This is a genomic window from Georhizobium sp. MAB10 (genome assembly GCF_045012825.1).
In the GTDB taxonomy this organism is placed as follows: domain Bacteria; phylum Pseudomonadota; class Alphaproteobacteria; order Rhizobiales; family Rhizobiaceae; genus Georhizobium; species Georhizobium profundi.
This window is the reverse complement of record NZ_CP118314.1, coordinates 2625861-2644917: the sequence shown is the minus strand read 5'-3', so window position 1 is coordinate 2644917 and position 19057 is coordinate 2625861. Positions and strand designations below refer to the sequence as shown.

The 19057-nt window shown below is 61.4% G+C and carries 20 protein-coding genes; 15 read left to right on the top strand and 5 right to left on the bottom strand.

All coding sequences use genetic code 11. The annotated features are described in order from the left end of the window. Positions 1 to 22: 22 nt before the first annotated feature. The 7 genes from secG to PU133_RS12530 all read left to right on the top strand — a co-directional run bounded on the left by secG (position 23) and on the right by PU133_RS12530 (position 6722). Positions 23 to 562, top strand: coding sequence for a preprotein translocase subunit SecG (secG, locus tag PU133_RS12560; RefSeq protein ID WP_404861977.1), 540 nt, complete (start codon positions 23 to 25; stop codon positions 560 to 562). A 155-nt stretch (positions 563 to 717) separates the two neighbouring features. Beyond that, positions 718 to 2346: a CTP synthase gene (locus PU133_RS12555; protein ID WP_404861976.1), complete on the top strand. Its 1629-nt coding sequence runs from the start codon at positions 718 to 720 to the stop codon at positions 2344 to 2346. A 74-nt stretch (positions 2347 to 2420) separates the two neighbouring features. After that, positions 2421 to 3314 carry a VOC family protein gene (locus PU133_RS12550; RefSeq protein ID WP_404861975.1) on the top strand — a complete coding sequence of 298 codons (894 nt, stop codon included), beginning with the start codon at positions 2421 to 2423 and terminating at the stop codon, positions 3312 to 3314. Between the two features lie 3 nt (positions 3315 to 3317). Next, positions 3318 to 4157, top strand: a complete 840-nt coding sequence (gene kdsA, locus PU133_RS12545; protein WP_404861974.1) for a 3-deoxy-8-phosphooctulonate synthase — start codon at positions 3318 to 3320, stop codon at positions 4155 to 4157. Between the two features lie 210 nt (positions 4158 to 4367). Continuing rightward, on the top strand, positions 4368 to 4904 hold the full coding sequence (locus PU133_RS12540) for a DUF992 domain-containing protein (RefSeq protein ID WP_404861973.1): 537 nt from the start codon (positions 4368 to 4370) through the stop codon (positions 4902 to 4904). Positions 4905 to 5030: 126 nt separating this feature from the next. After that, the gene (gene eno, locus PU133_RS12535) at positions 5031 to 6305 is read left to right on the top strand and encodes a phosphopyruvate hydratase (protein WP_404861972.1); all 1275 of its coding nucleotides are present in this window, start codon (positions 5031 to 5033) and stop codon (positions 6303 to 6305) included. Positions 6306 to 6413: 108 nt separating this feature from the next. Further along, positions 6414 to 6722: a septum formation initiator family protein gene (locus PU133_RS12530; RefSeq protein WP_126010462.1), complete on the top strand. Its 309-nt coding sequence runs from the start codon at positions 6414 to 6416 to the stop codon at positions 6720 to 6722. A gap of 74 nt (positions 6723 to 6796) precedes the next feature. Here PU133_RS12530 and PU133_RS12525 read toward each other — a convergent pair whose 3' ends face one another. Together PU133_RS12525 and PU133_RS12520 are read right to left on the bottom strand one after the other, a co-directional pair. Beyond that, positions 6797 to 7375 carry a transglycosylase SLT domain-containing protein gene (locus tag PU133_RS12525; protein WP_404861971.1) on the bottom strand — a complete coding sequence of 193 codons (579 nt, stop codon included), beginning with the start codon at positions 7373 to 7375 and terminating at the stop codon, positions 6797 to 6799. A gap of 272 nt (positions 7376 to 7647) precedes the next feature. Beyond that, positions 7648 to 8829, bottom strand: coding sequence for a cystathionine beta-lyase (locus PU133_RS12520; protein ID WP_404861970.1), 1182 nt, complete (start codon positions 8827 to 8829; stop codon positions 7648 to 7650). Positions 8830 to 9127: 298 nt separating this feature from the next. Between PU133_RS12520 and PU133_RS12515 the strand changes: the two genes are divergently transcribed. The 4 genes from PU133_RS12515 (at position 9128) to PU133_RS12500 (ending at position 13550) form a co-directional block, all read left to right on the top strand. Next, entirely contained in the window at positions 9128 to 10147 is a 1020-nt protein-coding gene (locus tag PU133_RS12515) for an amino acid ABC transporter substrate-binding protein (protein ID WP_404861969.1), read from the top strand. Positions 10148 to 10372: 225 nt separating this feature from the next. Continuing rightward, on the top strand, positions 10373 to 11572 hold the full coding sequence (locus PU133_RS12510) for an amino acid ABC transporter permease (RefSeq protein WP_404861968.1): 1200 nt from the start codon (positions 10373 to 10375) through the stop codon (positions 11570 to 11572). A 19-nt stretch (positions 11573 to 11591) separates the two neighbouring features. After that, positions 11592 to 12743, top strand: coding sequence for an amino acid ABC transporter permease (locus tag PU133_RS12505; RefSeq protein WP_404861967.1), 1152 nt, complete (start codon positions 11592 to 11594; stop codon positions 12741 to 12743). Positions 12744 to 12761: 18 nt separating this feature from the next. Then, the gene (locus PU133_RS12500; protein WP_126010456.1) at positions 12762 to 13550 is read left to right on the top strand and encodes an amino acid ABC transporter ATP-binding protein; all 789 of its coding nucleotides are present in this window, start codon (positions 12762 to 12764) and stop codon (positions 13548 to 13550) included. Between the two features lie 66 nt (positions 13551 to 13616). Here PU133_RS12500 and PU133_RS12495 read toward each other — a convergent pair whose 3' ends face one another. After that, positions 13617 to 14783, bottom strand: a complete 1167-nt coding sequence (locus PU133_RS12495; RefSeq protein WP_404861966.1) for an FAD-dependent monooxygenase — start codon at positions 14781 to 14783, stop codon at positions 13617 to 13619. 15 nt (positions 14784 to 14798) lie between these two features. Continuing rightward, entirely contained in the window at positions 14799 to 15044 is a 246-nt protein-coding gene (locus PU133_RS12490; RefSeq protein ID WP_404861965.1) for a zinc-finger domain-containing protein, read from the bottom strand. Between the two features lie 159 nt (positions 15045 to 15203). On the opposite strand from PU133_RS12490, the gene PU133_RS12485 reads away from it, so the two are divergent. The 4 genes from PU133_RS12485 (at position 15204) to PU133_RS12470 (ending at position 18244) form a co-directional block, all read left to right on the top strand. Next, positions 15204 to 15986, top strand: coding sequence for an alpha/beta fold hydrolase (locus tag PU133_RS12485; protein WP_404861964.1), 783 nt, complete (start codon positions 15204 to 15206; stop codon positions 15984 to 15986). Continuing rightward, on the top strand, positions 15983 to 16864 hold the full coding sequence (locus tag PU133_RS12480; RefSeq protein WP_404861963.1) for an alpha/beta fold hydrolase: 882 nt from the start codon (positions 15983 to 15985) through the stop codon (positions 16862 to 16864). Before PU133_RS12485 ends, PU133_RS12480 begins: the two co-directional genes overlap by 4 nt. Positions 16865 to 17032: 168 nt before the next feature. Next, positions 17033 to 17854, top strand: a complete 822-nt coding sequence (gene cysE / locus PU133_RS12475; RefSeq protein WP_126010451.1) for a serine O-acetyltransferase — start codon at positions 17033 to 17035, stop codon at positions 17852 to 17854. 186 nt (positions 17855 to 18040) lie between these two features. Further along, entirely contained in the window at positions 18041 to 18244 is a 204-nt protein-coding gene (locus PU133_RS12470) for a DUF3126 family protein (RefSeq protein ID WP_126010450.1), read from the top strand. A 52-nt stretch (positions 18245 to 18296) separates the two neighbouring features. Here the strand turns inward: PU133_RS12470 and PU133_RS12465 are convergent, their stop codons facing one another. Continuing rightward, positions 18297 to 19037 carry a hypothetical protein gene (locus PU133_RS12465; protein ID WP_404861962.1) on the bottom strand — a complete coding sequence of 247 codons (741 nt, stop codon included), beginning with the start codon at positions 19035 to 19037 and terminating at the stop codon, positions 18297 to 18299. Positions 19038 to 19057: the final 20 nt, after the last annotated feature.

The following is a 19057-nucleotide window of genomic DNA, read 5'->3' as shown; positions in this document are numbered from 1 at the left end:
GCCTTTTGGCAGGACCCCCAATATGCAGACCGTCTTGATCGTCATCCATCTCATGATCGTGCTCGCGCTCGTCGCGGTCGTGCTTGTCCAACGTTCCGAAGGGGGCGGCCTGGGGATCGGCGGCGGTGGCGGCAACATGATGGCGTCGCGGTCTTCAGGCAATGCGCTGACGCGGATCACCGGCATCCTGGCTTTGGCCTTCTTCGTCACATCGCTGACGCTCGGCATCCTTGCCCGCTACGAGCAGGGACCCTCGAGCATTCTCGATCGAATCGAAGGCCAGACCGAAGGCACCGGCCAGGGCATTCTCGATCAGCTTGGTGGCCCGGCGCCGCAGACCCAGACTGCACCGGATGGCGCGAGCGACATCCCGTCTCTGCCTTCCAGTGATCCCGCGCCGCAGACGCAGGCTCCGGCAACCGATGCACCTGCGACTGACGCACCGGCTGCCGTGGACGACGCACCGGCTGCAACCGACGCTGCACCGGCGGCTCCCGCAGCCAGCGACGCGCCGGCCGCTGAAGATGCGCCCGCACCGAATACGGTCCCGACAGGCCAGTAACAGCGGCCACGATATGCAGGATGCGGCGCCCGGTCTGGCGCCGCATTTTTTTGTGCGGAATGCTGTCCGTCGCAGGCAGCAGTCCACAGAAATTGGTTCCCGGTCTGCACTTTCGGCTGGTGGAATCGCAGGTGAGAGACTAACGAGGTAAGCCCATGGCGCGATATGTTTTCATCACAGGCGGCGTGGTCTCCTCCCTCGGCAAGGGCATCGCATCCGCAGCTCTCGGTGCACTCCTCCAGGCACGCGGCTACCGCGTGCGGCTGAAGAAGCTCGATCCCTATCTCAACGTCGATCCGGGCACGATGAGCCCGACGCAGCACGGCGAAGTGTTCGTGACGGACGATGGCGCCGAGACCGACCTCGATCTTGGGCACTACGAGCGCTTCACGGGCCGCTCCGCCATGCAGTCGGACAACATCACGACCGGGCGCATCTACAAGAACATCATCGATAAGGAACGGCGCGGCGACTATCTGGGCGCAACCGTCCAGGTCATTCCGCACGTCACCAACGAGATCAAGAACTTCGTGCTGGAAGGCAACGAGGACTATGATTTCGTGCTCTGCGAAATCGGCGGCACCGTCGGCGATATCGAGGCCATGCCTTTCGTCGAAGCGATCCGCCAGCTCGGCAACGACCTGCCGCGCGGCAATGCCATCTACGTCCACCTGACCTTGATGCCGTTCATCGCGGCCGCCGGCGAACTGAAAACAAAGCCGACGCAGCATTCGGTCAAGGAACTGCAGGCGCTCGGCATCGCTCCGGACATCCTGCTCGTGCGCGCCGACCGCGATATTCCGGTCGATGAGCGCCGCAAGCTGTCGCTCTTTTGCAATGTGCGGCCATCCGCCGTCATCCAGGCACTCGACGTTGCCTCGATTTACGACGTGCCGATGGCTTACCACAAGGAAGGCCTCGACAGCGAAGTGTTGGCGGCCTTCGGAATCGAGCCGGCTCCGAAGCCGCGCCTGGAGCGCTGGGAAGACGTCGCCCACCGCATCCGCACGCCGGAAGGCGAAGTGACGATCGCGGTGGTCGGCAAATACACCGGCTTGAAGGATGCCTATAAGTCGCTGATCGAAGCGCTTTATCACGGCGGCATCGCCAACCGCGTGAAGGTCAATCTCGAATGGATCGAATCGGAGATCTTCGAGAAGGAAGACCCGTCGCCCTGGCTCGAAAAAGTACATGGCATCCTCGTGCCCGGCGGCTTTGGCGAGCGCGGTTCGGAAGGCAAGATCCTCGCAGCGCGCTTCGCCCGCGAACGCAAGGTGCCGTATTTCGGCATCTGCTTCGGCATGCAGATGGCCGTTCTCGAGGCCGCCCGCTCGCTGGCCGGCATCGACAAGGCATCTTCGACCGAATTCGGACCCGCAAAAGAGCCGGTTGTCGGCCTGATGACCGAATGGCTGAAGGGCAACATGCTTGAGAAACGCTCCGCGGCGGGCGATCTCGGCGGCACTATGCGTCTCGGCGCCTATGTCGCGCATCTGAAGCCCGGCACGAAGATCGCCGAGATTTACGGCGCGAGCGCAATTTCGGAGCGTCACCGTCACCGCTACGAGGTCAATGTCGATTACAAGGACCAGCTCGAAAACTGCGGCCTGACATTCTCCGGCATGTCTCCGGACGGCGTTCTGCCGGAAACGATCGAATATGCGGATCATCCGTGGTTCATCGGCGTGCAGTACCATCCGGAGCTGAAGAGTCGTCCGCTGGAACCGCATCCGCTTTTCGCCAGCTTCATCGAAGCGGCCGTCGAGCAGAGCCGGCTGTTCTAGACGCGTGTGGGCGACGGCGGGACGCGCTGTCTTGACCGTTGCCACGATCGGGTCCGGGCGCTAGAAGCCCGGCCATGAACGCATCTTCGCAAACCACCCGTCCGCTCGACCATCTGGTCCTTCCCGTTTCCGATCTCGCAACGGCGCGCAGCCGCTACGAGGCGCTTGGCTTCACGGTCGCGCCGCGTGGTGAGCACCCTTTCGGCACCGAAAACGCCTGCGTCTTTTTCAAGGGCGGCACATTCCTCGAGCCTCTGGCAGTCGCCGACCGCGAGGTCGCCGAGCGTGAGGCGCGTGCCGGCAACGTCTTTGTCGGTCGCGACCAGGCCTACAGGTTCCGCCGCGGACAGGACGGCTTCTCCGCCATCGTGATGGGCAGCGAAGACGCCGATCGCGACGATGCCGCATTTGCCGAAGCCGGGCTGTCGGCCGGGCGGATGCTCAGCTTCTCGCGCAAGTTTAAGACACCGGCCGGTGAGGAAGGCGAGGCGGCGTTCAAGCTCTCCTTCGCGGCCGATCCGCGAGCGCCGGATGCTTATTTCTTCACCTGCCAGCGCATCAACGTGCCGGCCGTGGACCGCACGGCGCTGGAGAGCCATGCCAATGGCGTGGTCGGCATGCGGGAGATCATCGCGGTCGAGGAAAACCCCTCCGATTTTCAGTATCTGCTGCAGGAAATCGCCGGCACGCGCGACATCGATGCGCATTCCTTTGGAATTTCCGCCGATGCCGCCAATGCGCGGCTTTCCATTCTGACGCCGGCGGGACTCGAAGCCTATTTCGGCGCCAAAGTCGAAGGCCGCGAGCGCGGCATCCACCTCACCGCGATCATTTTCACGGTCGCGGATCTCTCCGCATGCCAGGCGCATATCGCTCGGTCCGGCATCGCAACCCGCACTTCCGGCAACCGGCTGATCGTCGACCGCGCGGCCGGGCAGGGTGCGATCTTCATCTTCGAGGAGGCGTAAGCCATGGCAACTCCCGCGAACATCGTGAATGCCGGCAAGATCGCGTTTGACAATTCCGGCCCGCTCAGCCTGATCGCCGGCCCATGCCAGATGGAAAGCCGCGACCATGCCTTCGAACTGGCCGGGCAGTTGAAGACGCTCTGCGCGGAGCTCGGAATCGGCCTCGTGTACAAATCGTCTTTCGACAAGGCGAACCGCACGTCGCTCAGCGGCAAGCGCGGCATCGGCCTGGAAAAGAGCCTCGAAGTCTTTGCCGACATCAAGCGGGAGTTCGATCTTCCGGTTTTGACCGACGTTCACACCGAAGAGCAGTGCGCCGTCGTCGGCGAAGTGGTCGATATCCTGCAGATCCCGGCCTTCCTGTGCCGCCAGACGGACCTGCTGATCGCGGCTGCCAACACCGGTCGTGTCGTCAACATCAAGAAGGGCCAGTTCCTCGCGCCCTGGGACATGAAGAATGTGCTCGCCAAGGTGACGGAGAGCGGCAATCCGAACGTCCTTTTGACCGAGCGCGGCGCTTCCTTCGGCTACAACACGCTTGTTTCCGATATGCGTTCACTGCCCATCATGGCCTCGCTCGGCGCGCCGGTCGTCTTTGACGCAACGCATTCGGTGCAGCAGCCGGGCGGGCAGGGTGGCTCATCGGGTGGCCAGCGCGAATTCGTGGAAACGCTCGCACGCGCCGCCGTCGCAGTCGGTGTCGCCGGCGTCTTCATCGAGACGCACGAAGACCCGGACAACGCCCCGTCCGACGGCCCGAACATGGTGCCGATCAAGGACATGCGGCGCCTTCTCGAGACCTTGATGGCCTTCGATGCCGTGGCCAAACGGGCACAGCATTAGAGCGTTTCCAGGTGAAGTGGATACCGGTTCACCGTTCGGAAACGCCACCAATCAAAAACCTGAAGGGATCGAGCGTCGCAGATAAGCGAAATCACTTTAGACGATCAAAATATTGCCGGGATCATAATCGTTAATTGTGCGTTTCGTGGTCAGGTGCCGGCCGGGAACTTCCCATTCCCTTGGCCGGCGCTGCCCATAAAGGAGACGTCAATGAAAAAAATAATCGCCAGCGCAGTGCTGGCATCAGTCGCGCTCGCAGGCGGCTCGATCGCTCATGCGGCCGACATCGCCCCGGTCTATCAGCCAGCTCCGGTCGTTTATCAGGATGCCGGCCCGCGTGATGGCGTCCGCGTCGGCTACCTCGATTGCGGCATCGGCAGCGGTGTGGGCTACGTGCTCGGTTCGGCCAAGTCGGTCGATTGCGTATTCCGCCCGGCTGCCGGTGCAGCCCCGACGGATGCCTATACAGGAACGATCCGCAAGCTCGGCGTCGATCTCGGTTTCACGACCAACCAGCGCATGATCTGGGCCGTCGTCGCCCCGACTGCCGGCTATCACCAGGGTTCGCTCGGTGGCCTCTATAAGGGTCTCACGGCCGAGGCCACGGTCGGCGCAGGCGTCGGCACCAACGTGCTCGTCGGCGGGACCTCCGGTTCCGTCCAGCTGCAGACCGTCAGCGTTACCGGCCAGCTCGGCCTCAACGTCTCCGCTGCTGGCACGTCGATGACGCTCAACCCGGTCAACTGACCAGATCACTGATAGGCCTTCGCGAGCACTGTTCGCGAAGGCCCGTCTCCATTGCCTTTTTCAACCCATCCATTAAGACGGCGCGCGGACACCCTCCTTTGGTCTTCCCTCTGAAAGGACGCCGCAATGACCGCCATCGTCGACATCATCGGACGTGAAATTCTCGACAGCCGGGGCAATCCCACCGTCGAGGTGGATGTGATCCTCGAGGATGGTTCGATGGGCCGGGCGGCGGTTCCCTCGGGCGCTTCCACGGGCGCCCACGAAGCCGTCGAACTGCGTGACGGCGGCGAGCGCTATCTCGGCAAGGGCGTCGAGCAGGCGGTCGAATCGGTCAACGGCGAGATCTTCGACGCGCTGTCCGGGCTTGAAGCCGAAAACCAGATTCACATCGACGAACTGATGATCGAGCTCGACGGCACGCCGAACAAGTCGCGCCTCGGCGCCAACGCGATTCTCGGTGTGTCGCTGGCCGTTGCCAAGGCCGCGGCAGAAGCCAACACGCTGCCGCTCTACCGCTATGTCGGCGGCGTTCATGCCCATGTGCTGCCGGTCCCGATGATGAACATCATCAATGGCGGCGAACACGCCGACAACCCGATCGATTTCCAGGAATTCATGATCATGCCCGTCGGCGCAGAATCGTTGCGCGACGCGGTGCGCATGGGCGCCGAAGTTTTCCACACGCTGAAGAAAGAGCTGTCTGCGAACGGCCACAACACCAATGTCGGTGATGAGGGTGGCTTTGCCCCCAATATCGAAAGTGCTCCGGCCGCCCTCGATTTCATCATGAAGTCGATCGAGAAGGCCGGCTATCGCCCGGGCGAGGACATGTACCTCGCGCTCGATTGCGCCTCGACCGAGTTCTTCAAGGACGGCAAATACGTGCTGGAAGGCGAAGGCCGGACGCTCGAGCCCGAGGCGATGGCCGATTATCTCGCCGAACTCGTCGGCAAATATCCGATCGCCTCGATCGAGGACGGCATGGCGGAAGACGACTGGGACGGCTGGAAGGCCCTGACCGACAAGGTCGGCAGCAAGTGCCAGCTCGTCGGCGACGATCTCTTCGTCACCAATTCGGCGCGCCTGCGCGACGGCATTAAGATGGGCGTTGCTAATTCGATCCTCGTCAAGGTCAACCAGATCGGCACGCTGACGGAAACCTTGAACGCCGTTTCGATGGCGCATCGTGCCAACTACACGGCCGTCATGTCGCACCGGTCGGGCGAAACGGAAGATTCCACCATTTCCGACTTGGCCGTTGCCACAAACTGCGGACAGATCAAGACCGGCTCGCTTGCCCGTTCCGACCGGCTTGCGAAATACAACCAGCTGATCCGCATCGAGGAAGAGCTGGGCGCGCAAGCGATTTATGCGGGCCGCGATATCCTGCGCGGCTGAGCCTCTGAATCACATGCTTAAGGGGCGGTGCTAACCGTCTCTTAAGCATGATCGTGCCAAGACTATGAACGTCGTCAGTTGCCCTGCGGGGCTATGGGTAGCGCGTTCATGTCGACACGACAGAAGAGAAATTCGAAGCTTTCACGGCTGATCATTCCAGCCGTTGCGGTCTCGTTCTTTGCCTATTTCGGCTTCCATGCGGTTCATGGTGCTTATGGCCTCAATGCCAAGATGCATCTGGAGCACCGCGCCATGGAGTTGCGGGCGCAGTTGACCGAGATCGTTGCCGAACGCGAGGCGCTGGAAAAGCGCGTCGCACTCCTCGACAACACGACGCTCGAGCGCGACATGCTCGACGAGCGCGCGCGGGATCTCCTGAACGTCGCGCGTCCGGACGAAATTGTCATCTACCGTTGATCCTCGAAGACTCAGCCGCACAAAAAAGGGCGCTCCATGAGCGCCCTTTTTTGTGCCGGTTATTTGGTATGGCGTCACGCGCGACCGCAGGCGCGCATCTGGTTGGCGTAGGTCTGTGCCATTTGCGCTGCACGGTCCGCACCGCGCAAAGCGATCGAACTATTGCGCCATGAGCCGCGGGAGTAGCCGCCATGGCCGGAATAATAGGCGAGATACAGGTTGCGCATGTCGTTGAGCGCGATGCCGTTCCGCTGGTGGCTCTGATGGTGGTACCAGGCAACGAACGTCACGGCGTCGCCGAAATTCGTCCGCCGTGCCGACCAGCGGCCGGTCTTGGCCTGATATTCCGCCCACGTGCCGTCAAGCGCCTGCGAATAGCCATAGGCGGTCGAGGCGCGTTTTCCTGGAATAATACCGAGATGCCATTTGCGCGGCGGGCGGGCACGGGCTCTGAAGCTTGATTCTGTGTTGATGGTGGCCATCAGGATCGGGACGGGGACACCATATTGCCGCCCGGCAGCCTTGGCCTGCCGGTACCAGTTTCCGACCAAGCCGTCGCGCTGGTCGAATACCGCACAAACATTGTTCGTCTGCGTTGGCGGGCTCGCGCAGCCGGCAAGAACCAGCATGGCGATGAGTAGCATGGCACGCATTACAATAACCTCATGCAATCAAGCACGAGTCATTGCTTAAAATTGTAAGGATCCCGTTAACGATGCCTGTTGAAGACGATTCACGCTACGACCGGGGACCCGGCCGCGCGCGCTTGCGCCGAAAATACTCGAGCGCCTTCTTGAAGATGAATGCGTAGATCAGTTTTTTCATAGGCCCGCTCCTTCAGCGCTCTGGTTGTCGCCGCTTAATGCAGGAAGGGCGCATGCAGTTCCGCTTAACAGGGCTTATTTGCGGTGATCTACGCAATGAATCATGCGCTAGCCGCTGCCGCCAAGCCCCGCTCGATGTCAGCCATCAAATCTGCGGTGTCTTCCAGGCCGATCTGCAGACGGATGACAGGCCCCTCCTTGGGCGCCTTCGCCACGGTGCGGTCGGATAGATTGGCGACGACGGCGAGGCTTTCGTAGCCACCCCAGGAATAGCCGAGGCCGAAGATCCGAAGCGCATCGAGAAATGCATGCGCCTTTGCCTTGTGCCGGTGTTCGTCGGGGCAATCGAGCACGAATGAGAAAAGCCCGCTCGCCCCACAGAAATCGCGCTTCCAGAGATCATGCCCGGGAAAACTCGGAAGCGCCGGATGCAGCACACGCGCGACGCCGGCCTTGCCCTCCAGGCCTTCCGCGAGGGCAAGGGCGGTTTTCTGGTGACGCTCGAGCCGCACGCCCATCGTGCGCAAACCGCGCAGGATGGTGTAGCAATCGTCCGGAGCGGCGCAGACGCCCATGGCGAACAGCGTGTCCTTCAGTTGCGGGAAGCAGCGCTCATTGGCGGAAACTGTGCCAAGCAGCACGTCGGAATGTCCGCTCGGATATTTGGTCGCCGCATGGATCGAGATATCAACGCCGAAATCCAGCGGCCGGAAGTAGAGGGGGGTCGCCCAGGTGTTGTCCATCATCACGATGGCGCCAGCGGCATGCGCTGCTTTGGCGATTGCCGGAATGTCCTGCATCTCGAAGGTGTTCGAACCGGGCGATTCCGTCAGAACCACTTTGGTGTTCGGTTTCATGACGGTCGCGATATCGGCGCCGAGCGACGGATCGTAATACTCCACCTCGATGCCGAGCCGCTTGAGCATCGTGTCGGCGAAATGCCGCGTTGGGAAATAGACGGAATCGACGATCAGGACGTGGTCGCCCGCCGAGAGGAATGCGAGCAGTGGAATGCTGACGGCGGCAAGCCCGGACGGCACGAGAATGGTACCCGCCGACCCTTCAAGCTCATCGATCGCGGCTGCCAGCGCCTCCGTGGTCGGCGTTCCCTTGGTTCCGTAAGTATATTGCTGGTCGCGGCGCTCCATGCGATCCGCGTTTGGGAACAGCACGGTGGAAGCGCGCACCACCGGTGGATTGACGAAGCCGAAGAAGTCTCTTGGGTCGTTGCCCATATGCGCCAGCCGGGTGTTGATGCCGTGGCTTTTGTCGTTGGTTGTCACGTCTTTATCCCTATCGCCGGTTGCCAGCCCAAATCGGGCGCCACACTATTCAGGCCGTGGCGGAAAACCAATCGCGAACTGGCGTTTGCACACAATCGCGCGAGTTGCTCCTAAAACAGGCGCCTAAAGAAAATCACTGCCTCCTATTTCTGCACAACGGGTCTTGACCCCTCCGCTGTTTCGGAATGTGATGGCATTCCCAAATTCGATCTGTGGCTGGGGTTAGCGATCAAAGCGCTTCGAATGGTCGGCAGTCGGGGTTGGGGAGTGCAGAGGGCAACAATCAAAAGGTATAACGATGACAAAGATCATTCTGTCGGCCGTGGCTGGCGCAGCCGCCCTGACCTTGGGCGCGCATGCAGCTTCGGCGCAGACGCTGGAGGCCGTGAAAGCCAAGGGCTACATCCAGTGCGGCGTTTCCACGGGTCTGGCTGGTTTCTCCAACACCGACGATGCTGGTGAATGGACCGGCCTCGACGTCGACTTCTGCCGCGCAATGGCCGCTGCGATTTTCGATGACCCGGAAGCCGTCCGCTTCTCGCCGCTGTCCGCCGTCGAGCGCTTCACGGCGCTGCAGTCGGGCGAAATCGACGTGCTTTCGCGCAATACGACCTGGACCATGAGCCGCGACACGGCTCTCGGCCTGAACTTCGTCGGCGTGACCTTCTACGACGGTCAGGGCTTCATGGTTCCTGCCGAACTCAATGTCGATTCCGCCCTGCAGCTGTCGGGCGCATCGGTCTGCGTTCAGTCCGGTACGACGACCGAGCTCAACCTCACCGACTACTTCAGCGCCAACAACATGGAATACAATCCGGTTGTCTTCGAAGGCCTGGAAGAGGTCAACGCCGCCTACAATGCAGGCCGTTGCGATGTCTACACGACCGACAGCTCGGGCCTCTATGCGATCCGTCTGACGCTCGACAATCCGGATGACCACGTCGTTCTGCCAGAGCTGATCTCGAAAGAGCCGCTCGGACCTGCCGTTCGTCGCGGTGACGACCAGTGGTTCGGTATTGCCAAGTGGGTCTATTACGGCCTGGTTTACGCTGAAGAGCTCGGCATCTCCTCCGAAAACCTCGAGGAAATGCTTGCTTCGGAAAACCCAGACGTTCGTCGCGCGCTTGGTGGTGACGGCACGTTCGGCGCCGACATGGGCCTCGAGAACGATTGGCTCGTCAAGATTGTCCGCCACGTCGGCAATTACGGGGAAGTCTTCGAGCGCAACGTCGGTGCGGACTCTCCGCTCCAGATCGAGCGTGGTCTGAACGCGCTCTACACGGATGGCGGCCTGCAGTACGGCATGCCGATCCGCTAAGACCGGAACCAGCTCAGCGGTTCCGCGGTATCAAAGCCGCGGAACCGCTTTTGGCATCAGGATAGGGTTGTGGGTCTGTACGATGAGAGTGCAGCCTGCTTCACGTCCTGTGTTTGTATTGGTGGATCAACCTGGCGACGATTGCGTCGAGCAAGGTCGAAACGCTGAAGAGTCGGTCTTCGGACAAACCTGTTGCCTCCGGCACGCAGCGGGAAGCGAGACACAATGACAATTGCGACTATCGATTCCAGTGCATCGCAGCCTGCACGCGCATCTCTGTTCTACGATCCTGTCATTCGCGGGGTCGTCTTTCAGGTGCTTTTGGCGCTGTTCATTATTTATCTGGTCTATTCTGGTGTCACCAACGCAGCCAACAACCTGGCGCGGGCTGGCATCGCCACGGGTTTCGGATTTCTCAACAATCGTGCGGGTTTCGATATCGGCCAGTCGCTGATTCCCTACACGGCAAATTCCACCTATCGGCAGGCCTTCTTCGTCGGCTTGACGAATACGATCTTCGTCGCCGCGATCGGCATTTTCTTCGCTACCATCCTCGGTTTCATCGTCGGTATTGCGCGGCTTTCCAAGAACTTCCTCGTCCGCAAGGTCGCTGAAGTCTATGTCGAGACGCTGCGCAACATACCGCTGCTGTTGCAACTGCTGTTCTGGTACAAGGCCGTTCTATCGGCGCTGCCGGCGCCGCGCGGCTCGATCGAAATGTTCAACAGTTCAGTTTTCCTGAACAATCGCGGCCTGATCATGCCGCAATATATCGCGGAAGCCGGCGCATCGATCTTTTACGCATCGATCGCCATCGGCATTGCGGTCGCAGTCGTGATCGCACGCTGGGCCAAGAAGCGCCAGATGGCCACCGGCCAGATTTTCCCGACGATCCGCGTTGCGCTGGGCCTGATCATCGGTGTGCCGCTCGTCGTGCTCTTCGTCTTGGGTGTTCCTTTCACGGCAGAATATCCCGAGCTGTCGGGCTTCAACTTCCGCGGCGGCACCACGATCCGTCCGGAATTCATGGCACTTCTTCTCGGTCTCTCGCTCTATACGGCGGCATTCATCGCCGAAATCGTGCGTGCTGGTATTCTCGCCGTGTCCAAGGGCCAGACCGAGGCGGCGTTTTCGCTGGGCCTGCGTCCCAACACCACGATGCGGCTCGTCATCATTCCGCAGGCGCTGCGCGTCATCATCCCACCGCTGACCAGCCAGTATCTCAACCTGACGAAGAATTCGTCGCTGGCCATTGCCGTCGGCTATCCCGACCTCGTCTCGGTCTTCTCGGGTACGGTCGCGAACCAGACGGGGCAGGCGGTGGAAGTGATTTCGATCACCATGATCGTCTACCTGACGCTGTCGTTGCTGACATCGGCCTTCATGAACTGGTTCAACTCGCGCGTCGCGCTGGTCGAACGCTGATTGGCGAGGGGGAAAAATCATGTCTGACACCCACGCAGAAACCGATGTCGCCACCACGAGGCTGGCTTTTGTTCGCAACGATTTTCTGAAGAGCGAGGCACCTCCGGTACGCGAAGGCGGGCTTGGCCACTGGCTCAAGGTCAATCTCTTCGCGACTCCGAAGGACACCATCCTGACGATCCTGATGGCCCTGTTCCTGGCCTGGATCCTGCCGCCGCTCCTCAACTGGGCTTTCTTCAGCGCGGTCTGGGATGGCTCGAACCGTGAGGCTTGCCTTGGCGAAGGACGGGGCGCCTGCTGGGCCTTCGTCGATGCCAAATTCGCGCAATTCATGTATGGCCGCTACCCGATCGGTGAGCGCTGGCGGGTGGATCTGACGGCAGTCTTGCTGGTTCTCGCTCTGGTTCCGATGGCAATTCCATCTGTGCCCTACAAGAAGTTCAATGCGATCTTCCTGCTGGTCGTCTTTCCGATCATCGCGTTCATCCTGCTCACCGGCCAGTTCGGTCTGCGGCCGGTTCGCACCGATCTCTGGGGCGGCCTGCTGGTCACGCTTGTCGTTGCCATCGTCGGCATCGTCGTGTCGCTGCCGCTCGGCGTGTTGCTCGCTCTTGGGCGCCGGTCGCATCTGCCCTTCGTCAAATATGCGTCGATCGTGTTCATCGAGTTCTGGCGCGGCGTACCGCTTATCACCATCTTGTTCATGTCGTCGGTGATGCTGCCTCTGTTCCTGCCCGATGGCGTGACGTTCGATAAGCTGTTGCGTGCCCTGGTGGGCGTTGCCTTCTTCGCATCCGCCTATATGGCCGAAGTCATTCGCGGCGGACTTCAGGCAATTCCCAAGGGTCAGTACGAGGCGGCCGATGCGATGGGCCTGTCCTATTGGCAGAAGATGCGCCTCATCATTCTGCCGCAGGCGTTGACCATGGTCATTCCAGGCATCGTCAACACGTTCATCGGCCTGTTCAAGGATACGAGCCTCGTTCTGATCATCGGCATTTTCGACCTGCTCGGTATCGTGCAGTTGAACTTTGCCGATCCCAATTGGGCCGCGCCGCAAACCGCGATCACGGGCTTTGCCTTTGCGGCACTCGTCTATTTCATTTTCTGTTTCGGCATGTCGAAATACTCGCTCTACATGGAGCGCCGCCTCGACACGAGCCACCGGTAACCTCGAAGGGCATTCATCATGGCTGAACCAGCTACCCAGGAATTCGACGCGAGCAAGTTGAAAGTCTCCGACACCGATGTCGCCATCGACATCGTCGGCATGAACAAGTGGTACGGCGATTTCCATGTCCTGCGCGATATCAATTTGCGCGTCATGCGTGGCGAGCGGATCGTCGTCGCCGGTCCTTCAGGATCGGGCAAGTCTACGATGATCCGCTGCATCAACCGTCTGGAAGAGCACCAGAAGGGCAAGATCGTCGTGGACGGCATCGAACTCACCAACGATTTGAAGAAGATCGATGAAGTTCGCCGCGAAGTCGGCATGGTGTTCCAGCACTTCAATCTCTTCCCGCACCTGACGATCCTCGAGAACTGCACGCTAGCGCCGATCTGGGTGCGCAAGATGCCGAAGAAGAAGGCCGAGGAGATCGCGATGCACTATCTCGAGCGCGTCAAGATTCCCGAGCAGGCAAACAAATATCCGGGCCAGCTTTCCGGCGGCCAGCAGCAGCGCGTTGCCATCGCACGCTCACTCTGCATGAACCCGCGCATCATGCTGTTCGATGAGCCGACTTCCGCGCTCGATCCGGAGATGATCAAGGAAGTGCTCGACACGATGGTGAGCCTTGCCGAAGAAGGCATGACCATGATCTGCGTCACGCACGAAATGGGCTTCGCCCGCCAGGTCGCCAACCGCGTGATCTTCATGGACCAGGGACAGATCGTCGAGCAGAACGCGCCGGCGGAGTTCTTCGACAATCCGCAGCACGAACGCACCAAGCTCTTCCTGAGCCAGATCCTGCACTAGTGAAAGTTGGCGCGCATTGTCCTTCGACGATGCGCGCCATTCATTCTGCCTGGACACCGACTGCCGTCACTCGATAGAGTGGTCGCCGTAGAGCCAGTCGAAATCGCCGGCGAGATCATCCGGCTTGCGCAGGGCCAGCACGATATCCCGCCCGAGCCTGATTGGACCCCGGGCATGGTAGGCAAAGCGATTGAAGGCAGCGCGCCGGGCGACCTTGTCGATGCGTGGACGCCGGGCGGCGATGAAAGCAGCGACACCGGCATCGATATCATCGCCTGCCACGTGGGAAGCTAGAGCGTAGGCATCCTCGATCGCCATGGCGGCCCCTTGCGCCGCATAGGGCGGCATGGCGTGCGCGGCATCGCCGATTAGCACGAGGCGCCCGGCGCCCCAGTACTGGCCCGACAATCCATGGATGGGCCAGCGGCCGTTCATCTCGGCGCGGTCGAAGAGCTCGGTCAGGCGTGGTGACCAGCGCCGGAAAGCATGGCTCAGTTCGTGGCGCGCGGCGTCTTTGCCCGACCAGTTAGCTTCCATCGCGGCGCCATGGGTGATGGCGACCAGATTGACCGTGCCGCGTGTCTTCAGCGGGTAGGCAACGAGATGCGTCTGCGGTGCTATGAAAGCGCTGAGCCTGTCCGGATCGAACAGAGAGCCGATCGCTTCGCGTGGCAAAGTCATGCGCCAGGCGATCTGCCCGGTGAACGGCGCCTTCGCCGGTCCGCCGGCGCTCGCGCGCGTCCTGGACCAGACACCGTCAGCGCCAACCACCAGATCGGGAATTCGACCGCTGCGTGCTTCGAGATCCCTTCTGACGGCCTCGACCCCCGCACCTTCGATCCGCACACCCGTATGAAGCTCGATCGATGGATGGTCCAGAACAGCCTGATGCAGAACCGATTGCAGATCTGCCCGGTGGATCACCGCATAGGGAGCGCCCCATCGCTGACGCGCCTTGGCGCCGGCCGGCACCTGCGCAACCTGACGACCGGTGAGGCCTGAGACGAGGTCGATCGACGCCGGCTCATGCCATTTGGCAGCCAGCTTTTCCAAAAGGCCAAGTCGATCCAGAAGCCGGGTGGCGTTTGGCGAAAGCTGAAGACCGGCGCCGACTTCGGCGAGTTCGGCCGCCTGCTCGTAAATCGAGACGGAGAATGCCTTGCGGGCAAGCGCCAGCGCGCAGGTCAGGCCGGCAATGCCGGCTCCGACGATGGCTGCATGGCGCTTGGTCACGAAAACGCCGCCGCCTCAGGCAGCCTGGCGGTCGTAGCTGCAGCCCGCGGGCTTCGTTTCGGCGGCGCCGAGAGACGGGTTGAACCGGTAGAGCGTAGAGCAATAGGGGCAGACCTTCTCGTTGTCGTCGCCCATGTCCAGGAACTCGTGCGGGTGATCGAAGGGCGGCGTCGCACCCACGCACATGAATTCCTTCACCCCGATTTCCACGACGGCATGTCCATCGTCGTTCTGAAAGTGGGGAATGCCGTGGCCAGCCATAGTCTGCTCCGTTTGTCGGTTCTTGCGCGCGCCGGACCATACAAAGGCCGACGGCGAAAGTGTAGCCGTTTCTCGCGGGAAAGCCCTGCTTGTCGTGGCACAGGGTCTTCCGATCGGTCGGGTCTGCCTCTAGTGTGCCGCGCAACAAAGAGGACCCGCATGAATCTCGACAAGAAGCAGATGCATCGCTTTCGATCGGGCGATATCGACATTGCCTATCTGGACGAAGGGCCGAGTGACGGTACGCCTATCCTCCTCATTCACGGCTTCGCATCCACCGCCCACGTGAACTGGGTCTATCCGGGATGGGTGAAGACCCTGACGCAGGCGGGCTATCGTACCATCGCGCTCGACAATCGTGGCCATGGCGAGAGCGACAAGCCGCATGATCCCGATGCCTATACCGCCTCGCTCATGGCCGGTGACGGGCTTGCTTTGCTCGATCACCTCGGTATCGAACAGGCCCATGTGTTCGGCTACTCCATGGGGGCGCGCAATTCGGCGTTTCTCGCCCACCATGCGCCGGAGAGGGTCAACCGGCTCGTTCTTGGCGGCCTTGCTGCGGGACTGGTCAAGGGCGTCGGCGACTGGACGCCGATTGCCGAGGCGCTCCTCGCCGACAGCATCGACGACGTGACACACGCGCGCGGGCGCATGTTCAGGGCGTTTGCCGAACAGACGAAAAGCGATCGAAAGGCCCTGGCCGCCTGCATCACCTCACGCGAGGAACTGAAGCCTAAGCAACTGTCACGCCTAACGATGCCGGTGCTGGTCGGCGTCGGCACCAAGGACGATATCGCAGGCTCGCCGGAGGAGCTTGTCGCCATGCTTCCCAATGCACGCGGCGTCGATATTCCGAACCGCGACCATATGCTCGCGGTGGGCGACAAGGTGTTCAAAGCCGCCGTTCTGAAGTTCCTCGCGGAAGAAGGCTCGGTTTGAAGACGATCGCGTTTGAAGGCGTCGAAGGCAATCGCATCGTCGCCGACCTTTACGAGCCTAGTGCCAAATCTGCTCATCCGCCCGTCCTTCTCGTTCATGGCGGCGGACAGACGCGGCACGCCTGGCGCGGCACGGCGCGCGCATTGGCCAACGCCGGCTTCACCGCTATCGCGATGGACCAGCGCGGCCATGGAGACAGCGCCTGGGTCGAATCCAAGGCCTACGCGTTTTATGATTTCGCCGCCGACCTCGCGACCGTGTGCCGGGACATGGAACGACAGTCTGGTCGGCGTCCGATCGTGGTCGGTGCATCGCTTGGCGGGCTTGCTTCGCTGCTGGCGGAGGGCAGGGCCGGAAACGACCTGCTCGGTGGCCTCGTCCTTGTCGACGTGACCCCGCGTATGGATCCCGACGGAATTCGACGCATCCACGGCTTCATGGGCGAGCGCATGAGCGAGGGGTTTGCCACGCTCGAGGAGGCGGCCGCCGCCATCAGCGCCTATCTGCCCGCACGGCGCAAACCGGCCTCCCTGTCCGGGCTCGCAAAGAACCTGCGGCGCGGCGACGATGGACGATATCGCTGGCATTGGGACCCGGCATTCATGGGCGGCCCGCGACCCGTGAATTTCGAACGTGCGTCCGTCGAGGCCGAACTGGATTCAATCGTGGCGAAGCTCAAGGTGCCGACGCTGCTCGTTCGCGGTCGCCAATCGGAGCTGGTTACGGAGGAGGCGGTCGCGGAATTCCTCAAGGCCGTGCCGCATGCGCGATATGTCGACGTTCTGGGAGCGGGACACATGGTTGCCGGCGACAGAAACGATGCGTTCACCGATGCGGTGATCGGCTTTTTGCTGGAAGAAACGGCGGTTGCGTCGTAATCTGCATCCAGCGGGCTCTGCGATAAGCGACATCTCCGAGATGCGTGCGCAGCTTTCAGCGAACGCAAAAATTTCATCTTGAATCTGCATAGTACCAACACCCCATTTAAGTCAGGCGATCAGTCCACTATGTTTGCGGCTGGAGCCACTTTGCGAGAGGAGCCGTCCATGGCTGCGCGCAGCGATGCGAAACTGACCGACAACCTCAAGGTCATGGACCCGATCTGGAACGCGATCCGCCAGGAAGCCGAAGAGGCCTCCGTCAACGAGCCCGTTCTTTCGGGCTTTCTCTACAGCACCATCCTCAATGCCCGCAGCCTCGAGGAGGCGGTGATCCATCGGATTTCCGAGCGCCTCGACCATGCGGACGTGCCAGCGAGCGTGATCCGGCAGGCATTTCTCGAAATGCGTGACGATTGGCGGGAGTGGGAATCCTGGCTGCGGGTCGACATCCAGGCCGTGTATGATCGCGATCCCGCCTGCGACCGGTTCATCGAACCCGTTCTTTACTTCAAAGGCTTCCATGCGATCCAGACGCACCGGCTGGCTCATTGGCTCTGGACCAAAGGACGCCGTGATTTTGCGCTTTATCTGCAAAGCCGCTCGTCCGCTGTCTTCCAGACTGACATCAATCCGGCTGCTCCGTTCGGCAAGGGCATCTTCTTGGATCATGCGACCGGTCTCGTCGTTGGCGCTACGGCTCGCGTCGGCGACAACGTCTCTATCCTGCAGGGCGTGACGCTTGGCGGTACCGGTAAGCAGGGCGGCGATCGCCACCCGAAGATCGAAAACGGCGTGCTCATCGGCGCCGGCGCGAAAATCCTCGGCAACATCGTCATCGGCCATTGCTCGCGCATCGCCGCCGGCTCGGTGGTTCTGAAGCCGGTTCCGGCAAACTCCACCGTCGCCGGCGTTCCGGCCCGCGTCATCGGAAGTGCTGGATGCGACGAGCCGTCACGCGCGATGGACCAGCTGCTCGGCTCCATCTAATAATGCTTTTCGGCCATCCGGGTTTACAGCCCGGCTTGCCGCATGCGACAAGCGCTCCGGTTCACGACCGGCACTGCAATGACGTGATTTGCAGCCGGTTCCATCATCTGTAAACTCTGGTCCGTATTGCGCCGCGCTTATTTGCGGGCGACGATATCGCACCGACCGCAAGCCACGGAGCCTCCATTGAAGCCCGACGAAATCCGCAAGCTAGAGGCTTATTTCAAGCGCACCTTCAACGACCGCATGCAGGTCAAGGCGCGTCCGCGAAAGGACGACTCCGCCGAGGTCTATATCGGTGACGAGTTCCTGGGCGTCGTTTTCCGCGACGACGAAGACGGCGATCTCTCCTTCAATTTCTCGATGGCGATCCTCGACGTCGATCTGTGATCAAGAACTGATCCGTGCTGGTCGCAAGACCGATCGTGCGGCTCATCCGATCTCAATCCTGCAGTGCGACATCCAGATATTGGCGCACTGCCTCCTCCACCGAATGCCATTCCGGCAGAAGTGCCGCTGGGAACCGGTAGAGTACCGATGTGTCGCTGCCGACCAGAATGTCGCGCTGGCAAGCCGTCGTGGTGAGGCCGAAGCTGGACGCATCCGTGTCGTCCAGGCAGCGAACGACATAAGGGGCGGCAGTCGCCTCGCTCTCTACGTACAATAGTTCGCCCGCATAACCGGTCACATGCGTCAGCCTGTGGACGGAAAGTCCCGACGGGCCGGGTTCTGCTGCTCCTTCGACCAGGTGGCTGTAGATCGGCGCATAGCGGCCGGACATGTCCTTCGACATGATCTGCGGTGTGAGCGACACGAAGATAACCGCGCTGGTTCCGTCGACCGCGTTGAAGTCATCGCGCGTCTCTGCTGAATAGCCCTGCATGTCCGGCCAGCGGAAGTAAAGATCAAGGCTCGCCTTGGGACCTGCGTGGCGCTGGTTTTCGAAACGGATGACGTTGGCCGGCAGATCGAAGACGTCTTCCCCGATCGTCGAGCGAAACAGCTCGGTCGACGTCGAGTGGCCGGCCATGGCGATGCGTTCGCCCACCCACCGCCCGCCGACAGCCGCCGCGGCCGACAGCGCCGCAAAGGCGGCGACGCCGAGCATCAACCGCGTCACGAGGCGCGACGTGATGATCGGCTCGAAGCGTCCGCCTTCATGTCTGGTCTGATCGTATGCCATGATGCCTCTCTGGCGCATCT